The organism is Flavobacterium hibernum, from assembly GCF_000832125.1.
Lineage (GTDB): Bacteria > Bacteroidota > Bacteroidia > Flavobacteriales > Flavobacteriaceae > Flavobacterium > Flavobacterium hibernum.
On the sequence record NZ_JPRK01000008.1, the window covers coordinates 306,034 to 325,714 of the forward strand.

The following is a 19,681-nucleotide window of genomic DNA, read 5'->3' on the forward strand; positions in this document are numbered from 1 at the left end:
AAAAAACAACCCTACTAAACTTACTAAAAACGGAAATAACATAGTACTACTTTTTCTTATATATCAATTCTATTCAACAAAAGTTACCCTTAAAAACAAATATTTTATAAAACTAAGTTTAAGTTTTATCTTATAAATAACCTAACAACAAAGAGAAACAAAAAATCTCAAATTCCAATTTCACAATTGGATTTTGAGATTTCTATTTATCAAAATTTATCTATTTCGTCAGTTCTAGTTTTTCTGCAAAATAATCACAGAAATCTTTCATTGTATCTGACATTTTTTCGTCGTCTGTTGCGCGCTTAAAAGTATCTGCCATTGCTACTAAAGTTTGGTGAAAGAAAATTTTCATTTCGTCAACAGGCATATCTTTTGTCCACAAATCAATACGCATACTTTCTTTTGCTTTACTATCCCAAATAGACAACATAATAGCTTTTGCCTCTTCTGCTTCTACACCTCCATCTTTTGCTGTCCAAGACAACTTTTCCGGAACGCGGTTTTCATCTAATTCTATATTGAATCTAATTTCTGATTTTATTCTATCTGACATTATTTCTTAGGTTTATATTTTGATTTTTCAAAGATTTCCTTTGCATCTGTTTTTAATAATTCGGGCAAAGTTACATTATTATTTTTCATGTACGCGCGTACCATTTGCCATCCTATCCAAGCTCCAACTCTTCCGGGTGAGTCATTATCTATTTCCAGATAAAATTTAGAAAAAGGTGCCGGCGCTATAAAACGAGTCGTTAATTTTGGATCAACACTAAATAACATTTCACTTTCTATAAAGAAACGCCACATATAAGACTCATTTTCTCCGCACCACTTTACCTGTTCCGGTGTGTATCCAATTTTTTCAGCATCTGTATAATTGGGTAACAAAAGATCTTTTGCATACAATTGTTTTCCTTCAAAAATCATTTGAGAAACTAAAGTTTTATCACCAGAAACTGGAATATTTCTATAACTAAAACTAGACACCACATCTGGCATTATTTGTTTTTCCTCGAAATTCTGTTTCAAATAATTTGGAAATTCGTAGAATTTATGGTCTTTTCCCAAATACACTTCTAACGCCACAATTACTAAACTATCGGCATAAATGGCTTTCGTATTATAATCCATTTCTCCAATTACAGTAATCACCTTAGGTGTTTTTGTTTTAGGAAAATAATATTTTACATGCTGGAACAGTGTATTGAATTCCTGACGAACGGGTTCAAAATTGCTGTACTTTTTTTGTACTTCGGTATATACTTCTCTCCAAATTGGATCTTCCATTTTCTTTAACCAAACATTATCATCTGTACCAGCCGGAAAAAAGAACGGGTATTGCTTTTTTATTTTAGCAAGATCTTCTGGTTTTGTCTCAAAAAAAGCTTTATCAAAACGTTCTACCTTAATATCAACGGGAATTTCTTCTACTGCTTTTTCTACTTTAGTTTTCTTGTCACAAGACAAAAAAAACACAAACAGAACCACTGCAAAGCGATATATTTTCATTTTATTTTAATTAGATTTGTGTTGCTTATATTTTAAATAATTGTTACTTAAAAATATTTGTGCAAATATACATCCCTGCATTTTAAAACTTGAATTATTATGGCTAAAAAAAGTACTATTCAGACAGAAAAAGTAAACTCACACATTGTAGAATGGCTAAAAACTTACGCGAACAATGCTAAGGTAAATGGTTTTGTAATTGGAATTTCGGGCGGAGTTGACTCTGCAGTAACTTCTACATTATGTGCCCAAACCGGTTTAAAAGTTTTATGTGTTGAAATGCCAATTCACCAAGCAGCAAATCAAATTTCAAGAGGAAGAGAGCATATTGAGCAATTGAAGAAACGTTTTCCAAATGTTTCTAACGTAGAAACTGATTTAACTGCCACTTTTGAGGCTTTTAAAGCAGCTGTACCAAAAACAGACGACGAAGCTAAAGTAAACTTATCATTAGCCAACACACGTGCTCGTATACGAATGACTTCTTTATACTATTTAGCAGGAATTCATGGTTTATTAGTTGCAGGAACAGGAAACAAAGTTGAGGACTTTGGTGTAGGATTTTATACCAAATATGGAGATGGTGGAGTCGATTTAAGTCCAATTGCGGACTTAATGAAATCCGATGTATATGCTCTTGGAGAATTTTTAACAATTCCTGAGTCAATTTTAACAGCAGCTCCAACGGATGGATTATTTGGTGATAATCGTACAGATGAAGACCAATTAGGCGCTAGTTATGACGAACTTGAATGGGCAATGCTAGCCGCGGAGTCAGGAAATACGGCTGCTGACTTTAGTGGGAGAGAAAAATCTGTCTTTGAAATCTATAAACGTTTAAACACCAGCAACAAGCACAAAATGGACGCAATACCTGTCTGTTTAATACCAAAAACGTTAAAATAAAACTTTTTAACATTTGTCTGCAATTAATTACAGAATTTATTTATTAATTTTACAGTTCCAAAAACATGAACAATTCTAAAAAAGGTAAAAATTATGATTAAAGTATGTCTTGCAGACAATCATCCTGTGACTCACTTTGGCGTTAAGTCTTATTTTAAAGACCACGATCAAATTTCAATTGTTGCCAACGTGGGCAATTTTTCAATGGTTAGAGATATTCTTCAGACGAAGGAGATTGACATCCTAATTCTAGATTTAGAGTTAGAAGGTCTTTCAAGCATCTTCGAAGTGAAATCTATCCTAAAGAATTTCCCAAAAACAAAAATTGTAATTTTTAGTGACCTCGCTGAACAAATGTACGCTCCAAATGCGATTAAAGCAGGAGTTTCTGGGTATGTACACAAAACAGAAAAACTTGAAACTTTAGGTCTTTCTATTATTAAAGTACACGAAGGAAAAATTATCATCAACGAAACTGTACGTAAAAACATGGCTCTTATTGCTAAACAAAGCAAAAGCGAACGTCTGTATAGAAAGCTTTCTAATCGCGAGATTGAAGTTTTACGTTATTTAAGTGATGGTAAGAAAAATAATGAAATCTCTAAAATCTTAAATCTGAACGAAAAAACGATCAGTACTTACAAATTAAGATTATTGACTAAATTAAATGTTACCAATTTAGTAGACTTAGTAAACAAAGCTAAGACTTTAGAAATTATTTAATTTAATGGTATCTGGACATTACTCTTCCTAGCTTTTTTGCAAACGCATTAACTAATTTTGAGTAATCAACAACCATAGACAAAAGCTCTGTATTATCTGAATTATCAGGTTTTATAGAGCTTTTTAATTCTTCGATGATTTTACCCACCAAAAACCAACGCATTGACATAATAGTTTCTGTAACGTATTGTGCAATCGTTTCGTGTTTCATTTTAGAAAAAATGTTTTGTCCTTCCCAATCGTGAAGTGTCAATTTTTCATCTTCCATCAAAATATCAGTAACCTCCTGAGCAAAATCAGGCTGTAAACGCATTAAATATTGCTCTAGGCTGAATTTTTCATGTTGATTATAAAATCCAATTAAGTCTGTAAAAATATCGCGGAACAAATTATTAGAAAGTTCTACCTCATCTTCCTGCAAACTCAAATAAATACGTTGATAAACTTTGTAATTTTTCATTTCAGAAACCATTACAACTTCACCTTCGTCGTTATTTTTTAAAAGCACGTCTTCAAATTCTTCGGTCTTATCTCCATAAAGCAATAAAATCTCAATTACTTTTCGCTCTAAACGATATAGTATATCAACTTTTTCTGAAGGCTCGCTTGGCGGATAACCAGGTTCTCCCGGATAATCTTCTGGCGGTCCAAATCTAGGATCTTCTGGATCTCCTCCAGAATATCCCGCATTTGCAGGAGGTTGATTTCTAAAAACTTCAAAAGGTTTTTGCTCTTGCTTTTGTTTTTTTGCAACCTCGGCAATATCTTTTTGAATTAACTGAGCCAATGTACTTACCAAAACCTGCTCAGAAATATCCATTATTCGGGCACATTCCTGCGTATAAATTTCACGCTGAATACGATCTGGAATTTTCGAAATACTTACAACCATATCTCTAATTAAATCGGCCTTTTTTATAGGATCGTTTTTGGCATCTTTCATTAAGAGCGACGCTTTAAACTGTATAAAATCTTTGCTATTTTCTTCTAAATAAGCAACTAGATCATCGTGCGACGTTTTTCGAGCAAAACTGTCTGGATCTTCTCCATCCGGAAAAGCACAAACTCGTACGTTCATTCCTTCTTCAAGAATTAAATCGATTCCTCGAACAGAAGCACGCAAACCCGCAGCATCACCATCAAAAAGTACGGTAATGTTTCTGGTAAGACGATTTATTAAACGAATTTGATCTGGCGTTAATGCGGTTCCTGAAGAAGCTACAACATTCTCAATTCCGGCTTGATGAAACTGAATTACATCGGTATAACCTTCTACCAAATAACAATTATTTTGCTTGGCTATCGCTTGCTTTGCCTGAAAAATTCCATAAAGAACTTTACTTTTATGGTATATATCACTTTCTGGCGAATTTAAGTATTTTGCCGCTTTTTTGTCATTTGTTAAAATACGTCCTCCAAAACCTAAAACACGTCCGGACATACTTTCAATAGGAAACATGACACGACCTTTAAAACGATCAAAAGGGCGATCTTCTCTGGCAATTGTTAAACCGGTACTTTCTAAAAATTCTAGTTTATAACCTTTACCCAAAGCTTCTTTAGTCAAGGCATCCCAGGTTTCCGGCGAATATCCTAAGCTAAACTTTTTTATGGTTTCGTTGGTAAAACCTCTTTCCTTAAAATAAGAAAGTCCAATTGCTTTTCCTTCTTCTGAATTTAAAAGTGTTTTATTAAAATAATCTTTTGCAAATTCCGAAACCAAGTACATACTTTCTCGAACATCAGTCATTGCTTTTTCAGCATCTGTTTGTTCTGTTTCTTCAATTTCGATATTATATTTTCTTGCCAAATATCGAATGGCTTCCGGATAGGTAAATTGTGAGTGCTCCATTAAAAACTTAACAGAGTTTCCACCTTTTCCTGTACTAAAATCTTTCCAAATTCCCTTTGCAGGCGACACCATGAACGATGGAGAGCGCTCGTCTGAGAATGGACTTAATCCTTTAAAGTTACTTCCGGCACGTTTTAAACTAACAAAATCGCCAATAACCTCCTCTACTCGAGCGGTTTCAAAAACAGTATCAATCGTGGCTTGTGAAATCAAAACGTAAAATATTTTAAAAATTTGAAGTCTGTAAAAGTACATAAATCCATCTTGAATTTTGATGATTTCAAATAAAAAAAGCACCTCTTTCGAAGTGCTTTCTCTACTAATTAACTCAACTACATTCTTAATTTAAATCAAGCCTTAATCCTAGCGAAATGTTATTCTCTTTCACCAAGTTATCTTTAAACAATGGATTCAAATCGTATTTAAAATACAAGCTCAACTCTTTATATCCGATATAAGAGCTCAATCCGTAAATAAAATTATTTACATTATAATCACCTTTTATAGTTGTTTTATAATCTAAATCGTCCTGATCGTATTTAATAATTTGTTTCGATTTTACATTTATTCCTGCATAACCTCCAATTCCAAAACGAAAACTTTGATGTGTTTTAAAATAGGTTTTTCCGTTACTAACTTTTGGTTTCGAAAAATCAAATTCTAAATGTACAGGCGCTACGATATAAACGTTTCTAAAACGAGATTCATCTAAATTAATCGCATTGGTTTGTAACTGGGTTTGATTACCATTTACCACAAAGGTTCTATTATCTGTTGGGCGAATGTTATTATACATTAACGAAAGTCCGTATTTAGCATGCAATAGATTATCAGTTTTCATTAATCTGGTATTATAGGTAAAACCCCATTCGTAAAAATGCGAACCAATAAAACTATAATTAGAATCTTGCAATTTACCATCGACCATCATATTGTTTAATCCCATTGCAAACACAAATTGCGATGTGGTTCTTTTTTCACCGCGAAGCGAATCTTTATCGCGGTCTTTGTCTCTTACACGAAATACGATACTGTATTTTTTAGTTAGCGAATCTTCTTTGATTTTTCCATCTACTTTTTGTTGCACTAAATCGTTAAGTTCATTTTGTGCCAATGTTACTTTTTCTTCGATAATTGTAGCTCTGGCTTCTGCCAATTCTTTTTTACGTTTGTCCGCTTGTTCTTTTGTAATTTTCCCTTCAGATAATTGAATGTTTACTGCTTCAACTTCTTCCTTCAGGGCTGCTTTTTCTTCCTTTGTTACCTTTTCTATTTTATTGGCAATTTGCTTGGCTTTTGCCTCAAATGTTTCCTGCGCAAACACCTTGCTCACAAATAAAAAAACTAGCGCGACGAAATAAATGGTAAAATTTTTCATGATTGATTTTTTAAAATTGATTGTTGATTATTGATTGATGATGATTATTTAATTGTGAATTATAAATTATGAGTTGTAAATTCCATCTCCATCGGGTTAAAACCCGACACTACAATATGGATCGTTCCTCCGGAACTAAAAATCTATATTCTTATTTCTTTCTTCTATGACCTTAATCCCTTACTCCTGCTGATTTCTGTTTGCCAAAGCCACTTTTACCGTTTGATAGTTTTTATTGACTTTGGTTATTACTTTTTCCCTAAACGACTGTTCTAACTCGCCATCGACTTGATTAAGCAAATCATCGGCATTGATTTTTACCTTTTTTTGCTTGGTCGAATTTTCGGCTACAATGCTTTTCTCTGCCGCTTCCAGTAATTGATCAACGTTTTCTTTTTTAGAATTTTCGGCTACCGAAGTTGGTTTATTGATTGATTGTTTTTCTTGATTGTTTTTGGTGATGACTGAAGACTCCGCTATTTGTTTTTGCTCATTTTTAATTGGTTTATTTTGTTTTCGAACATTATCTGATTGTTTTTCTTTTTCTGATTTTTCGACAATCTCTTTTTCTGAAATTGCTACCGCTGTTTTTGCCGAATCTATTGCGCTTAAAGTTGGTTTTTCAATTGTATCCTTTTTTGCATCTTCTTTGATTACAACATCAATTTTAGAAGGTTCATTTATCTCTTTCTTTTGATTAAAAAAGAAAGTTCCAACTAATAAAAACCCAACAACACTGGCCGCGATATATAACCATCTGTTTTGCTTCTTTTTCTCCGGTTTTTTATTTTCGGCCAAACTCAACATCGCGTCTAATCTGTCCCAGGCTTTATCGCTTGGTTCAATTTTACGTTCGTTTAGCTTTTCACGGAAATCCTTTTCAAAATTATTCGGTTCCATTATCTTGTTTTTTTAAAATAGTAATTTGTGTTTGCAACATCTTTCTTGCGTGCGACAATTGCGATTTTGATGTTCCTTCATTTATTCCTAACATCTTGGCAATTTCATTATGTTTATAACCTTCAATGGCATATAAATTGAAAATCATTTTATAACCGTCTGGCAAAGCATCTATTAAAAACTGAATCTGATCTGTCGAAAATTTACTATCTATTGCATTAAAACTTTCTTCGACATATATTTCATCTTCGGTAAACTTAACTTTCTTCTGAACCCTTATGTACGAGATACACTCGTTTACCATTATCCTACGAACCCAACCTTCAAAGCTTCCTTTGTGTTCAAAGTTTTTTAGATTGGTAAATACTTTCATAAAAGCGGTTATCATTACATCTTCTGCCAATTGAATATCTTTTATATATTGTCGGCAAACGCTTAGCATTTTTGATGAAAACCGACTATAAATCTGTTGTTGTGCTTGTCGATTATTTTCGACAGCCAACTTTATGATTTCGGTTTCTTCTTGATGTAATTGAATAATTTTCATTAATAAGCGTTCGGTTTTGGTTTTAGTAACAGTCTTCTATTAGCATAGACGAGTGAAGTTGAAAAATGGTTGCATCGAAGTGAAAAAAAAATCAAAAAAATCCCGAAACTTCGGGACCAAATTCCAAAAAGACACAACAAAACAATTGATTTACAAAGAAGTAAACCAATTATCTAATTGAAAAATTTTATAATTATCTAATTAAAAAGAATTATTTTTTTCTTTCAATTACGTAGTTTACCATTAAAATAAGGGCAGCTTTAAATTCAGAATCAGCGTAGTTTCCTAAAAGCGAAAGTGCTTCTTGCTGAAATTCGACCATTTTGTTTTCGGCGTAAGTCAAACCATTATTGTTTTTTACAAAAGCAATAACTTCTTTTACGCGTTTTTTGTCTTTATTGTGGTTTTTGATGGAGTTTATTAACCACTTCTTTTCTTGTGAAGTACAAGTATTTAAAACATGAATTAAAGGCAAAGTCATTTTTTGCTCTTTAATATCAATTCCTGTTGGTTTACCAATGGCTTCTTCGCTATAATCAAATAAGTCATCTTTAATTTGAAATGCCATTCCAATAAGCTCACCAAACTTTCTCATGTTTTCGACCTGAGCATCATCTTCAATTACAGATTTTGCACCAAGCGCACAACAAGCCGCAATAAGTGTTGCGGTTTTCTTTCGGATGATTTCGTAATATACATCTTCCGTAATATCAAGTCTTCGGGCTTTTTCGATTTGAAGCAATTCACCTTCACTCATTTCACGAACTGCAACCGAAATGATTCGAAGTAAATCAAAATCGCCATTGTCTATAGAAAGGAGTAATCCTTTTGAGAGTAAATAATCTCCAACTAAAACAGCAATTTTATTTTTCCAAAGTGCATTGATAGAGAAAAATCCACGGCGGCGATTACTATCATCCACAACGTCGTCATGAACCAGAGTTGCCGTGTGAATCAATTCGATTACTGATGCACCACGATATGTTCTTTCGTTTACAATTCCTCCCGAAACCATTTTTGCAGTTAGAAAAACAAACATCGGACGCATTTGTTTTCCTTTTCTATTTACAATGTAATACGTGATTCGGTTCAGTAAAGCCACCTTTGAAGTCATCGATTCATGGAACTTTTTTTCAAAAAGTTCCATCTCGTTAAAGATGGGTTGCTTTATTTGGGAAGTAATATTCATTTCGATTCCAAATATACTATTTTAAATAAAAAAACGTTGTGTATTTTATATTAGTATAACAATATTTTAGTACTAATTGAAAAATTCTACCAAGATCATTTTTTTTCTAAAGCCTAATTTGAATTCCTTTTTTTAAAGTAAAAACCATGAAAACAAATTATTATGAAAACAAAAGAATTATTTATTGGAACTTTAATCGCTTTCTCTTTTTTTATTAGTTGTAATTCTGATGAAAAAACAAATGACGGAACTACTTCGGCAATTTCAAACGCCGAAATTATTACAGCTTCTAAAATTGACGCCTCAATCGAAGATGTTACTAATATTGCCGAAGATCAATTTAACGCACAACTCAATATTACCGCAAAACCTGGCGGTCCTATAAAAAACTTTTTACCAAGTTGCACTACTATTACAACAGTTTTAACGAATAATACTTGGACAAAAACAGTCAATTTTGGTACTGAAGGATGTACGCTTGATAATGGAAATGTTGTAAAGGGAAAAATGGTTATCTCCTTTTCTAATGACTTCTCTTCTTCTACCCAAACGATTAGTTATACTTTTGATGGATTTTATCACAATGGCAAAAAATTACAAGGAAGTAAAAGCATTGTTCGAACGATAAAAACTACTGACTTATTTGCAACTGCTCACCCAGTTTCGACTGCAACTATTGATATGACGATTACTTTTGACGACGGTGGCGTTTATACCCGAAAAGGTTCTTTGGTTAAAGAAATGGTAGCTGGTTATGACACTTGGTTCAATTGGGATGATAATGCTTTTTTGGTTACTGGAAGCGGAACTACCACTTTTCCTAATGGCGATACGTTTTCGGCTGAGATTACAACTCCTCTGGAATTTGAGGCAAGTTGTAAAAAACCTTTTGCTGTAAAAGGTGTAGTTTCTATCACCAAAAACAGCGCCGTTGCAGTTATTGACTACGGAGACGGAAATTGCGACACACTTGTTAAAATAACAAAAGATGGGGTAACTCAAGAAATTGATTTGAAAAAATAGAATCCTTTTTGCCCAAAAAAAGCATTAAAAACAAGAACTGCTCTCGTTTTTAATGCTTTTAAAATTTTATTATAATCATCCCTAGCGGAATATTTTCTACATTTCTGCCTCTTTATTGGCCAATTGTCCGCAAGCGGCATCAATATCTTTTCCGCGGCTTCGGCGTACTTTCACCACTACTCCAATATTCTCTAAGGCTTTTATATAGGCCAAAATGGATTCTTCTGAAGCTTGTTGAAACTCTCCGTCATCGATTGGATTATATTCGATTAAATTTACTTTGCATGGAACATATTTACAAAACTTTACTAAGGCATCAATAGAAGCTTTGTCGTCGTTAATTCCTTTCCAAACCACATATTCGTACGAAATTTTATTTTTTGTTTTTCTGTACCAATATTCTAATGACTCACGTAAATCTGCTAAAGGGAAATTTTTACTAAAAGGCATGATTCTCGCACGAATTTCATCAATTGCGGAGTGTAATGAAACTGCCAATTTGAATTTTACATCGTCATCGGCCATTTTTTTAATCATTTTTGGAATTCCTGAAGTCGAAACCATAATACGTTTTGGCGACATTCCTAAACCTTCTGGAGATGTTACCATATCGATCGCTTTAATGACATTGTTATAATTCATTAATGGCTCACCCATTCCCATAAAAACAATATTTGAAAGCGGATGATTATGATACAAACGACTTTCTTTATCTATTGCTAAAATCTGATCGTAGATTTCTCCCGGTTCCAAATTTCGCATTCTTTTTAAACGCGAAGTGGCGCAAAAATTACAATCTAAACTACAACCTACCTGACTAGAAACGCAAGCTGTTGTTCTTGTATCGGTAGGAATTAAAACAGATTCTACTACTAAACCATCATGTAAACGAACGGCATTTTTAACAGTTCCGTCGCTACTGCGTTGCATCGTATCAACCTTTATATGATTGATTACAAAATTATTCTCCAGCATAGAACGAGTTGTTTTGGCAACATTCGTCATATCGTCAAAACTGTGTGCTCCTTTGCTCCATAACCATTCATAGACTTGATTTCCGCGAAAAGCTTTGTCGTTATTTGCGACAAAAAAATTGCGCAATTCCTCTTTTGATAAGGCTCTTATGTCTTTTTTCTCAATTTGCATGGTGCAAAGTTAATCACTTTTGTCATTTTTTATTGTTTTTTAGAAAATTTCACTTGTTTATTATAAGTCTTTAATAAAATTTCAACCATGATTTTTATCAGTTCTTTTCCTATTCGTTCGTAATAAATTTGACTCAAGAAAAAGATCTGGATTTATAACCAAAACCATAAACAGATCCAAGATTTAACTAAATACCACATACAGATGAAAACGATCAAATCAATTTTATTAGCAGTAGTAATAACTTTATCATTACAAGTAAACGCTCAAAAAAGATATAGCCTGTCTAAATCGACTTTTGAAGTTGCAGGAACTTCTAACATACACGATTGGACGATGAGATCTACCGAAGGAAATGGTGGAGCAAACTTAGTTGTTACAGATTCAAGACTTATTGATATAAAAAACTTAACTATTACATTATTAGCCGAAAGCATAAAAAGTAGCAAAACCAGCATGGATAATGTTGCTTATGAAGCTTTGGACACCAAGAACTATAAAAATATCAGATATGTTTTAAAATCTGCCGATAAGGTAAATGAATCAACTTGGGTTCTAATTGGAACTTATACTATTGCTGGTGTTAGCAAAGATTATAAAACTCAGGTAAGAGTAACTTCAAATGATAGTGATACTTTTATTTTGCAAGGTTCTAATCGAATGACTTTTGCCGATTTTGAAATGACAACTCCGTCAGCTGCTCTTGGAGTTGTTAAGGCTGGCAAAGAGTTAACCGTACTTTTCAACATTACTTTAACCGATTTTTCTAAAAACGAAAATACTTTAGTGGTCAAATAGTAACTCAAACTATAATCTTAGTTTGTTTTTTTTTTAATGAATTTTATAAAAATTTAAGTTCTCACGATTAAAAAGAAAAATTTGGCACGAGTATTGTTTTGCTCTCAAAAGAAAAATAATCTTACAAGAGCTCAGTTATTTTAAAATGTGTATCTTTATTTTTCAGCTTTATAACCTTTAAATTTTTATCAACCTAAAAAAAATTAATTCACTATGAAAAAACAAATTTTAAGCTTAGCTGTTGTTGCTTTATTAGCATTTACTGTACAATCTTGCGAGAAGAAAGAACCAAAACCTGCAGATGAGGAATTGACTCTTGGAAACAAAGTAGATTCATTAACTACAGACATTAAAGAAGTAAAAGACAGCGCCGTTACTAAAACAGAAGATGCTGCAAAAGATGTAAAAGACGCTACCAAAAAAGCTGCTGAAGACGTAAAAGATGCAACTGAAAAAGGTGCAAAAAAAGTAGAAAATGCAGCAAAAGCTGTTAAAGACGGAACAGTAAAAACTGCTAAAGAAGTTGATGCTGCTTTGAAAAAATAACTTTTGTTGAAATTCAAAACTAAAACCATCCGCGGCGGCGGATGGTTTTTTTTATGTAAAAAACTAAGCCGATATTTTTTGTATTTTTGCTCTCAAATTTAGAAGAAACTACACGATGCATTTTATTTCACAAGACCTCGAAGATTATATTGAACAACACTCTGAAAACGAACCAGAATTATTGGCCAAACTAAACAAAGAAACGTATCAAAAAATACTTTTGCCTCGTATGTTGAGCGGGCATTTTCAAGGTCGCGTTTTAAGTATGTTGTCTAAACTAATTCGTCCAGTAAATATCCTGGAAATTGGTACTTATACCGGTTATGCGGCTTTATGCTTGTGCGAGGGAATGCAGGAAAACGGCCAATTGCACACGATTGATATAAAAGAAGAATTAGTTGATTTTCAGCGAAAATATTTTGATGCATCACCTTGGGGAGCACAAATTTTTCAGCATTTAGGCGAAGCTATAGATATTATTCCAAATTTGGATGTAAAATTTGATTTAGTTTTTATTGATGCTGATAAAGAAAACTATCTTAATTATTGGGAAATGATTGTTCCGAAAATGAACAAGGGCGGAATTATTCTTTCTGATAATGTTTTGTGGAGCGGAAAAATTCTGGAACCAGTTCATCCAAATGATGTGAGCACAAAGGTTCTTTTAGAATATAATTTACTTTTAAAAAATGACCCAAGAGTTGAAACGGTTCTATTACCAATTCGCGATGGTTTAACGGTGAGCAGGGTTCTATAAAAGCAACTATTGAATAGACTCCTGCTTTAGCTGAGGAATAAAATTATATATTAGGAATGGCTTTAGCCGAATTAAACACGCATAATAATTTGGCTAAAGCCATTTATATTTAAAATTCTTTACCTCCAGATAAAGCAGGAGGCAATTCAACAACGATTTTAATGATGAACCACAGCGCGGAAATAAACAATGAAGGTTTTACCATTATTGATAATGTATATTCTGAAAATGAGATTGAAAAACTGATTTCATTAATTGAAAATGTAACCGAAAATAATTCCGAAAATACTACTTTTAGAAAATCTCAGGATTTATTTGCAATCCGACAATTTCATAAGGAAATCCCAGAAACCTTATCCTTTATTTTTAATGAGAATTTGAATAATATTATAGAATCAACTTTTGGAAAAGGATATTTTATAACGAAATCAATCTATTTTGATAAACCAGAAAAATCAAATTGGTTCGTAGCTTATCATCAGGATTTAACCATTTCGGTTGATAAAAAAATGGAGGTTGAAAACTTTGAGAACTGGACTATAAAACAAAATCAATTTGCCGTTCAGCCGCCAAAAGAAATTTTAGAAGACAATTTTACGATCAGAATTCATATTGACACGACTACAAAGGACAACGGTGCTCTAAAAGTCATCAACAATTCTCATTCAAAAGGAATCGTACGAATTGAAAACCTAAATTTTGAAAGCGAAACGGAAACGATTTGTGAAGTAAAAAAAGGTGGTATTATGATTATGAAACCTTTATTATTTCATGCTTCAAACAAAACCACAAATAATGAAAGACGAAGAGTTATTCATATTGAATTCAGCAAACAACAACTCCCTTCTGGATTAGAATGGAGCGAAAAAACAACTCTTCTGTGAGCAGGGTTTTATAAAATTAAAAAATTGAATAGACTCCAGCTTTAGCTGGAGAAATATATTTAAGCAATTTAAAAGGCTTTAGCCGAATTAATCATATAAAATAATTTGGCTAAAGCCCTTTTTTTTTAAAACTCTTTACCTCCAGCTAAAGCGGGAGGCAATTCAAAAAAAAAAGTTCTAAGTTTTTCTTTAAAAAAACTTAGAACCTTATTATCTTAATAATTTAAAACCTTCCCAAAAATCTATCCCGGAAAATATTGCGGTTTTAGTTTTTTGTAAACTAAATAAAGTAGCGAACCAAAAAGTGCTCCAAAGAAATAACCTGTCAAAATATCTCCTGGATAATGCAATCCTAAATAAATACGGCTGTAAGCAAAAATTAAAGGCCATAAGAACAGGAATCCTAAATATTTAAAATAGCGTCTTAAAACGAAGAATAAAAACGTTGCAACCGCCATTGTATTAGCAGCATGACCAGAGAAAAAACTATATGATGTTCTAGTCTGCACTACACGAATGATAGTATTGATTTCTGGATTATTACACGGACGTGGTCGCTGAAATGTATACTTAAACAAATTAGTAACCTGATCTGTAAAAGTTATTAAAACAGCTATAAAAAGCAGTAAATACAAGGTTTGTTTACCGCCTAACTTTTTATAAATTAAATAAAATAGTAATAAAAAAAATGGTGTCCAATAGAATTGATTAGTAATAACTAACCATAATTTATCATATGTTTCAGATCCTAAACCATTAAGATATATTAATAATTCAGTATCTAATTCTTTTATTCTTTCAAGCATATTACATTTGGCGTTTTACAGGTCCTGAGATCGAATCGATGTCTTCTTTTACTTTGTCAATTTCTGTCGCAGTGTCGCCCAACATATTTGTGGTATCTCCTAACAAATTAGACTTTGCATCATTAATTTGGGCATTAATATTACCTGTAATATCAGTAAGAGATCTTGAATCAAGACCATTAGCCTCTGCTCCTTTCTGAATTTCACTTTTAATATCATTGGTTGCATTTTTTAGTTGCGCCATAGCTTTACCCATTGTACGTGCAATTTCCGGCACTTTGTCTGAACCAAAAAGCATTAATACTATAAACAGTATAAAAACTAATTCTCCTCCTCCTATACCAAACATATCTTTTATTTTTGTGTGCCACAAAGATATTAAATTTTGTAGCTGTCCGTTTTAAAATTTACTTAAAAAAAAAAGACTCTTCTCAGAGTTCTTTTAGTTTTATTATTAATCAAATTTTGATTTCGCTTCTACTTTTGGCCAAGAATTATTGGTTACATCAATATCTGCAGTCATTAATTTTGGATCAATTTGTATGCTTTTAATCGCTTTTGAAGTCGCATAAACTTTCTTTGCGGTATCATTATTTTTTCTCCAAATCTGAGCCGGATATTGATAATTGTCTTTTGTACCATCTTCGTATGTAATCTCAACCAAAATTGGCATGATCATACCGCCTGGCTTATTAAACTCAACTTCATAAAAATATTTAGGTGATTTTAATCCTGCTTTTTCATCAGCCGTAAAAGTTTTATCTACGTAGTCCGCTAATAATTTTACATCTTCGACTTTTAGTGCTTTTTTGCTAGAAGCATTAACCTCAGCATTATCTCCGGCAACTAAATAAACGAATGGTCCTTTATCAAATCCAAAACGTCCTTTTCTAACTTTTACGTCTTTAATATCTGCCGTTGGAGTTTCTGAAACATAATATTGTTTTACATCTTTAATTCCGATATCTACAAAATCAGTTGAGTAAAACCATCCTCTAAAAAACCAGTCTAAATCTACTGCAGATGCATCTTCCATAGTTCTAAAGAAATCCTCTGGAGTTGGGTGTTTAAATTTCCATCTGTTTGCGTATGTTCTAAAAGCATAATCAAACAATTCTCTTCCCATTACTACTTCTCTCAAAATATTAAGACCTGTAGCCGGTTTTCCGTAAGCGTTATTTCCAAATTGGTGAATTGTTTCAGAGTTTGACATAATTGGCTCTAAAAACTTTTGATCTCCACTCATGTAAGGAACAATATTTTTTGCCGGTCCGCGTCGAGATGGAAAATTTGAATCTAATTCCTGCTCTGCTAAATATTCTAAAAATGAATTTAAACCTTCATCCATCCAAGTCCATTGACGCTCATCTGAGTTTACAATCATTGGGAAGAAAGTATGTCCTACTTCATGAATAATAACACCAATCATTCCGTTTTTAACCTCTCTGCTTGTCACTCCATTTTCGTCAGGACGACCGTAATTCCAACAAATCATTGGATATTCCATTCCTTGATCTTCTGCCGAAACTGAAACTGCTTTTGGATAAGGATAATCGAATGTATGCGATGAATAACTTTTTAATGTGTGAGCAACTGTCATTGTCGAAGTTTCTCCCCAAAGTGGGTTTGCTTCTGGCGGATAAACAGATTCTGCCATTACAGTTCTGTTTCCAATTTTTACAGCCATTGCATCATAAATGAATTTTCTTGATGAAGCGATACCAAAGTCACGCACGTTTTTAGCGCTAAATCTCCATGTTTTCTTCTTTTCAGAAAAACCTTTTTGCGCTGCTTCTGCTTCTGCCTGAGTTACAATTACAACTGGCTTGTCAAACGATTTTTGAGCTTGCTCGTAACGTTTTACTTGTTCTGCAGTAAAAACTTCGCTTCTGTTGGTTAATTCTCCTGTTGCATCAATTACGTGATCTGCAGGAACTGTAATGTTCACATCAAAATTCCCAAATGGAAGAGCAAATTCTCCGCTTCCCCAAAACTGCATATTTTGCCAGCCTTCTACATCATTATAAACTGCCATTCTAGGATAGAATTGCGCAATTACATATAATTTATTTCCGTCTTTTTCGAATAATTCGTAACCAGAACGTCCGCCTTCTTTTCTATAATTATTGATGTTGTACCACCATTTTATAGCTAAAGAAATTTTTTCGCCCGGTTTTAGAGGAGTAGCCAAGTTAATACGCATCATTGTTTCGTTGATCGTATACGACATTGGATTTCCTTTTGCATCTTTTACCTGCTCAATATTAAAACCACGCTCTAAATCTTTCTTTAAATATTTGCTCGAAAAACCATCAAGTGGCAAAACCTGATTAATTTTATCGCTTTCTGCCAAAGTTGACTGTGTATTTGCCTTTGCTTGATTTTGATCTAACTGAATCCACAAATACTCTAAACTATCTGGCGAATTGTTTGAATAGGTAATAACTTCAGAACCATTTAATTTTGAGTTTTTATCATCTAACTCAATATCAATTTTATAATCTGCTTGTTGCTGGTAATAAGCTGGTCCCGGCGCTCCAGAGGCTGTACGAAACATATTTGGCGTTGCCAGTAAATCATACATCTGGCTAAACTTATTGGTATCGTATTTACCTTGCTGTTTAGGTGCGCTGGCTTTTTCCTGCGCAATTAACATTGCAGGAAAAATTAATAATAATGAAAGCTTTTTCATAAAAATCTAATGGTAATTTTGTCAGGCTGTGAAAATAACAATTAAAATATTAATTTGACTTATTAATTAATACTTTAACAATTCTTTCCTTGATGATTCTGTAAAGAGAACACTCTTTTTAACACCAAATGCAGTAATATGTGTAATGTTTTGCTGTTCAGCATTCCAATCGACTAAAATCGTATTTGAGATTTCGATTGTTTTAAATTTGTCGATATCTTTTATTCTGGAATAGCAAACTAAAACATCGTCAGCTTCGACTTCTTTAGATAAAAAGGTAATAGGTTTTGACTGACCATTTATTTTAATGGTAAAATTCTCAGAAAGATATTTTTTTAAAAGTTCAACATCTTCCTGAGTTTCTTTACTAGTTCCAACGAATGTTTTTTTATGATATTTTTTCTCCATTCCGTTGTTCAAATCGTCGATAAAAATACGCGACGTAATTTGAATCATTTTTTTTTCAGCGGCGTAATTGACCTGAAAAACTCCCATATAAAATTTATGGAATGTAAAAGCTGTAAGCGATAAAAACAATATCCCAAGTAAAGGATAAATTATTTTATTTTTCATTTCTCAGTAACATTCGCTTTTTTAAATTCTTTACTTTTAGTAATAAGAAAATCCATTAATTCAAATTTCTCTTCTTGCTTTACATGCAATTTAGATTCAGGATCAACAGAACAATACAGCAAGAACATATCTACCTCATCAGCTTTTAGTTTTAAAGTATCTGTATAAAAATCTGGTGTAAAATTAGCTTTTGCATAAATAGTAAAGGCAACATCGCTAATTTCTTTCTCTGGTACAACATCTTCTCCTTTTTTCTTCTTCAATGCTTTTTTTGCATCCTTAAAGATTCTAACAAAATCAACTCCGTTTTCAATAGTTCCGTTATAAACGAATCTATTTTTTGGAGACGATTTTTCGTCATCAAAATATTGAGTATCTACGATAGCCTGACTATTAGTTTTATCAAATGCTTTTACCTTTAAATTCTTTTGAACAACTACCTCTTTCAATTGATTATTCACTAAATCCATTTGCACTAAAAAGAGTCTGTCTGCACAATTTTTTTCGGTCAAAACAATTTTTTTTGATTGAAAAGCTGCACTTGTAATCAACAGCGTATCTTTAGGCTTTGCCATAATATCAAATAATCCGCTTGGACTAATAAATGTTCTGATGTTAGCATTCAAGTTCATTACATAACCACTTTCTAAAGTAATAGAATCGTTCACAACTTGTCCATGTAATGGTTTTCTTGAATAATTTTGTCCAATTACAATTTGACAAATTAAACACGCAAAAAGAATTCCTAGTTTATTTTTCATTTTCGAGAATTATTAAATATTTTCTTGCTAAATCAGTTATTAAAAACATACTCATAGTTTTGTTTTTCGTATTCAAAGATACAGCAAATTCAGCATCATCGACACAATATAATTGAAATCCTTTAATATCTGTTTCAGGAATCCTCAATCTATCTGTGTAGTAATTTTCCTCAAAAAGATATTCCATTTTTCTAAAAAGTGCTTCTTTTTTCTCTACATTAACTTCTTTTTTAAGCATTGCAGTACGCCCCGAAATTTTGTTAAGTAACTTATCTACAGACGTTGAAGTTGCCGTATACACTTTTCGTTCTGCAGGTGTATATTTTTTTTGTCCGTATGGAATTATCCCTAAATTTTCGGCTGTAATATTGGCATTTTCATTTACAATTACTTCTTTTAACTCGACCTCTTTTGCTGTCATTTTTATTTGAAGTAAACTCGAATTCATATCCTCGGCAGTAATTCGACGCTTGAATCCTTCCAGGTTCACTGCCGAAAAAACCAAAACATCGCCTTCTTTTACAACAATAGAAAACATACCATTTGCATCTGATACAGCCGTTACCTGAGTTGTATTATTAATAATATTTACAGCTTCAACAGAAGTTGATTTTTCCAAAATTTGGCCTAAAATTTCTTTTGAAACTGTTTTTTGTCCAAAACCAATTTGAACAAACAACATCATTAG

21 protein-coding genes are annotated in these 19,681 nt (G+C 32.6%); 7 read left to right on the forward strand and 14 right to left on the reverse strand.

Annotation, left to right across the window (positions count from 1 at the left end):
• Positions 1-220 precede the first annotated feature (220 nt).
• On the reverse strand, positions 221-556 hold the full coding sequence (gene gldC / locus IW18_RS10475) for a gliding motility protein GldC (RefSeq protein WP_041517526.1): 336 nt from the start codon (positions 554-556) through the stop codon (positions 221-223).
• The gene (gene gldB, locus IW18_RS10480; RefSeq protein ID WP_041517527.1) at positions 556-1,512 is read right to left on the reverse strand and encodes a gliding motility lipoprotein GldB; all 957 of its coding nucleotides are present in this window, start codon (positions 1,510-1,512) and stop codon (positions 556-558) included. Before gldB ends, gldC begins: the two co-directional genes overlap by 1 nt.
• A gap of 99 nt (positions 1,513-1,611) precedes the next feature.
• On the opposite strand from gldB, the gene nadE reads away from it, so the two are divergent.
• The gene (nadE, locus tag IW18_RS10485) at positions 1,612-2,418 is read left to right on the forward strand and encodes an NAD(+) synthase (protein ID WP_041517528.1); all 807 of its coding nucleotides are present in this window, start codon (positions 1,612-1,614) and stop codon (positions 2,416-2,418) included.
• A gap of 93 nt (positions 2,419-2,511) precedes the next feature.
• Entirely contained in the window at positions 2,512-3,141 is a 630-nt protein-coding gene (locus tag IW18_RS10490) for a response regulator transcription factor (RefSeq protein ID WP_026730588.1), read from the forward strand.
• 1 nt (position 3,142) lies between these two features.
• Here the strand turns inward: IW18_RS10490 and dnaG are convergent, their stop codons facing one another.
• From dnaG to IW18_RS10515, 5 genes are all read right to left on the reverse strand, one after another.
• The gene (gene dnaG / locus IW18_RS10495) at positions 3,143-5,206 is read right to left on the reverse strand and encodes a DNA primase (protein WP_041517743.1); all 2,064 of its coding nucleotides are present in this window, start codon (positions 5,204-5,206) and stop codon (positions 3,143-3,145) included.
• Between the two features lie 127 nt (positions 5,207-5,333).
• A complete protein-coding gene (locus tag IW18_RS10500) occupies positions 5,334-6,371 on the reverse strand; it encodes a coiled-coil domain-containing protein (RefSeq protein WP_041517529.1) in 1,038 nt (345 codons plus the stop codon).
• A 180-nt stretch (positions 6,372-6,551) separates the two neighbouring features.
• A complete protein-coding gene (locus tag IW18_RS10505) occupies positions 6,552-7,271 on the reverse strand; it encodes a hypothetical protein (RefSeq protein WP_041517530.1) in 720 nt (239 codons plus the stop codon).
• Positions 7,258-7,818, reverse strand: coding sequence for an RNA polymerase sigma factor (locus IW18_RS10510; RefSeq protein ID WP_041517531.1), 561 nt, complete (start codon positions 7,816-7,818; stop codon positions 7,258-7,260). The genes IW18_RS10505 and IW18_RS10510 overlap by 14 nt, the downstream gene beginning before the upstream one ends.
• Positions 7,819-8,029: 211 nt before the next feature.
• Positions 8,030-9,007 carry a polyprenyl synthetase family protein gene (locus tag IW18_RS10515; RefSeq protein ID WP_041517532.1) on the reverse strand — a complete coding sequence of 326 codons (978 nt, stop codon included), beginning with the start codon at positions 9,005-9,007 and terminating at the stop codon, positions 8,030-8,032.
• Between the two features lie 162 nt (positions 9,008-9,169).
• Here IW18_RS10515 and IW18_RS10520 point away from each other — a divergent pair, with 162 nt between their 5' ends.
• Positions 9,170-10,030, forward strand: coding sequence for a hypothetical protein (locus IW18_RS10520; protein WP_041517533.1), 861 nt, complete (start codon positions 9,170-9,172; stop codon positions 10,028-10,030).
• 96 nt (positions 10,031-10,126) lie between these two features.
• Here the strand turns inward: IW18_RS10520 and rlmN are convergent, their stop codons facing one another.
• Complete coding sequence (rlmN, locus tag IW18_RS10525; protein ID WP_041517534.1) at positions 10,127-11,176, reverse strand: 23S rRNA (adenine(2503)-C(2))-methyltransferase RlmN; 1,050 nt, start codon at positions 11,174-11,176, stop codon at positions 10,127-10,129.
• Positions 11,177-11,380: 204 nt separating this feature from the next.
• On the opposite strand from rlmN, the gene IW18_RS10530 reads away from it, so the two are divergent.
• The 4 genes from IW18_RS10530 (at position 11,381) to IW18_RS10545 (ending at position 14,161) form a co-directional block, all read left to right on the forward strand.
• Positions 11,381-11,974, forward strand: a complete 594-nt coding sequence (locus IW18_RS10530; protein WP_041517535.1) for a YceI family protein — start codon at positions 11,381-11,383, stop codon at positions 11,972-11,974.
• Between the two features lie 213 nt (positions 11,975-12,187).
• Complete coding sequence (locus IW18_RS10535; protein WP_041517536.1) at positions 12,188-12,520, forward strand: hypothetical protein; 333 nt, start codon at positions 12,188-12,190, stop codon at positions 12,518-12,520.
• A 115-nt stretch (positions 12,521-12,635) separates the two neighbouring features.
• Positions 12,636-13,277: an O-methyltransferase gene (locus tag IW18_RS10540; protein ID WP_041517537.1), complete on the forward strand. Its 642-nt coding sequence runs from the start codon at positions 12,636-12,638 to the stop codon at positions 13,275-13,277.
• Between the two features lie 164 nt (positions 13,278-13,441).
• Entirely contained in the window at positions 13,442-14,161 is a 720-nt protein-coding gene (locus tag IW18_RS10545) for a phytanoyl-CoA dioxygenase family protein (RefSeq protein WP_041517538.1), read from the forward strand.
• Between the two features lie 242 nt (positions 14,162-14,403).
• On the opposite strand, the gene IW18_RS10550 is transcribed toward IW18_RS10545, so the two are convergent.
• The 6 genes from IW18_RS10550 to IW18_RS10575 form a co-directional block, all read right to left on the reverse strand.
• Positions 14,404-14,967 (reverse strand): phosphatase PAP2 family protein, encoded by a 564-nt coding sequence (locus IW18_RS10550; RefSeq protein ID WP_041517539.1) that lies wholly within the window; start codon positions 14,965-14,967, stop codon positions 14,404-14,406.
• A gap of 1 nt (position 14,968) precedes the next feature.
• Positions 14,969-15,316, reverse strand: coding sequence for a Sec-independent protein translocase subunit TatA/TatB (locus IW18_RS10555; RefSeq protein WP_041517540.1), 348 nt, complete (start codon positions 15,314-15,316; stop codon positions 14,969-14,971).
• 105 nt (positions 15,317-15,421) lie between these two features.
• On the reverse strand, positions 15,422-17,659 hold the full coding sequence (locus tag IW18_RS10560; protein ID WP_041517541.1) for a M1 family metallopeptidase: 2,238 nt from the start codon (positions 17,657-17,659) through the stop codon (positions 15,422-15,424).
• Between the two features lie 66 nt (positions 17,660-17,725).
• On the reverse strand, positions 17,726-18,232 hold the full coding sequence (locus IW18_RS10565) for a DUF6702 family protein (RefSeq protein WP_041517542.1): 507 nt from the start codon (positions 18,230-18,232) through the stop codon (positions 17,726-17,728).
• Positions 18,229-18,993 carry a hypothetical protein gene (locus IW18_RS10570; protein WP_041517543.1) on the reverse strand — a complete coding sequence of 255 codons (765 nt, stop codon included), beginning with the start codon at positions 18,991-18,993 and terminating at the stop codon, positions 18,229-18,231. The genes IW18_RS10565 and IW18_RS10570 overlap by 4 nt, the downstream gene beginning before the upstream one ends.
• A complete protein-coding gene (locus IW18_RS10575) occupies positions 18,983-19,678 on the reverse strand; it encodes a carboxypeptidase-like regulatory domain-containing protein (protein ID WP_052480137.1) in 696 nt (231 codons plus the stop codon). The genes IW18_RS10570 and IW18_RS10575 overlap by 11 nt, the downstream gene beginning before the upstream one ends.
• Positions 19,679-19,681: the final 3 nt, after the last annotated feature.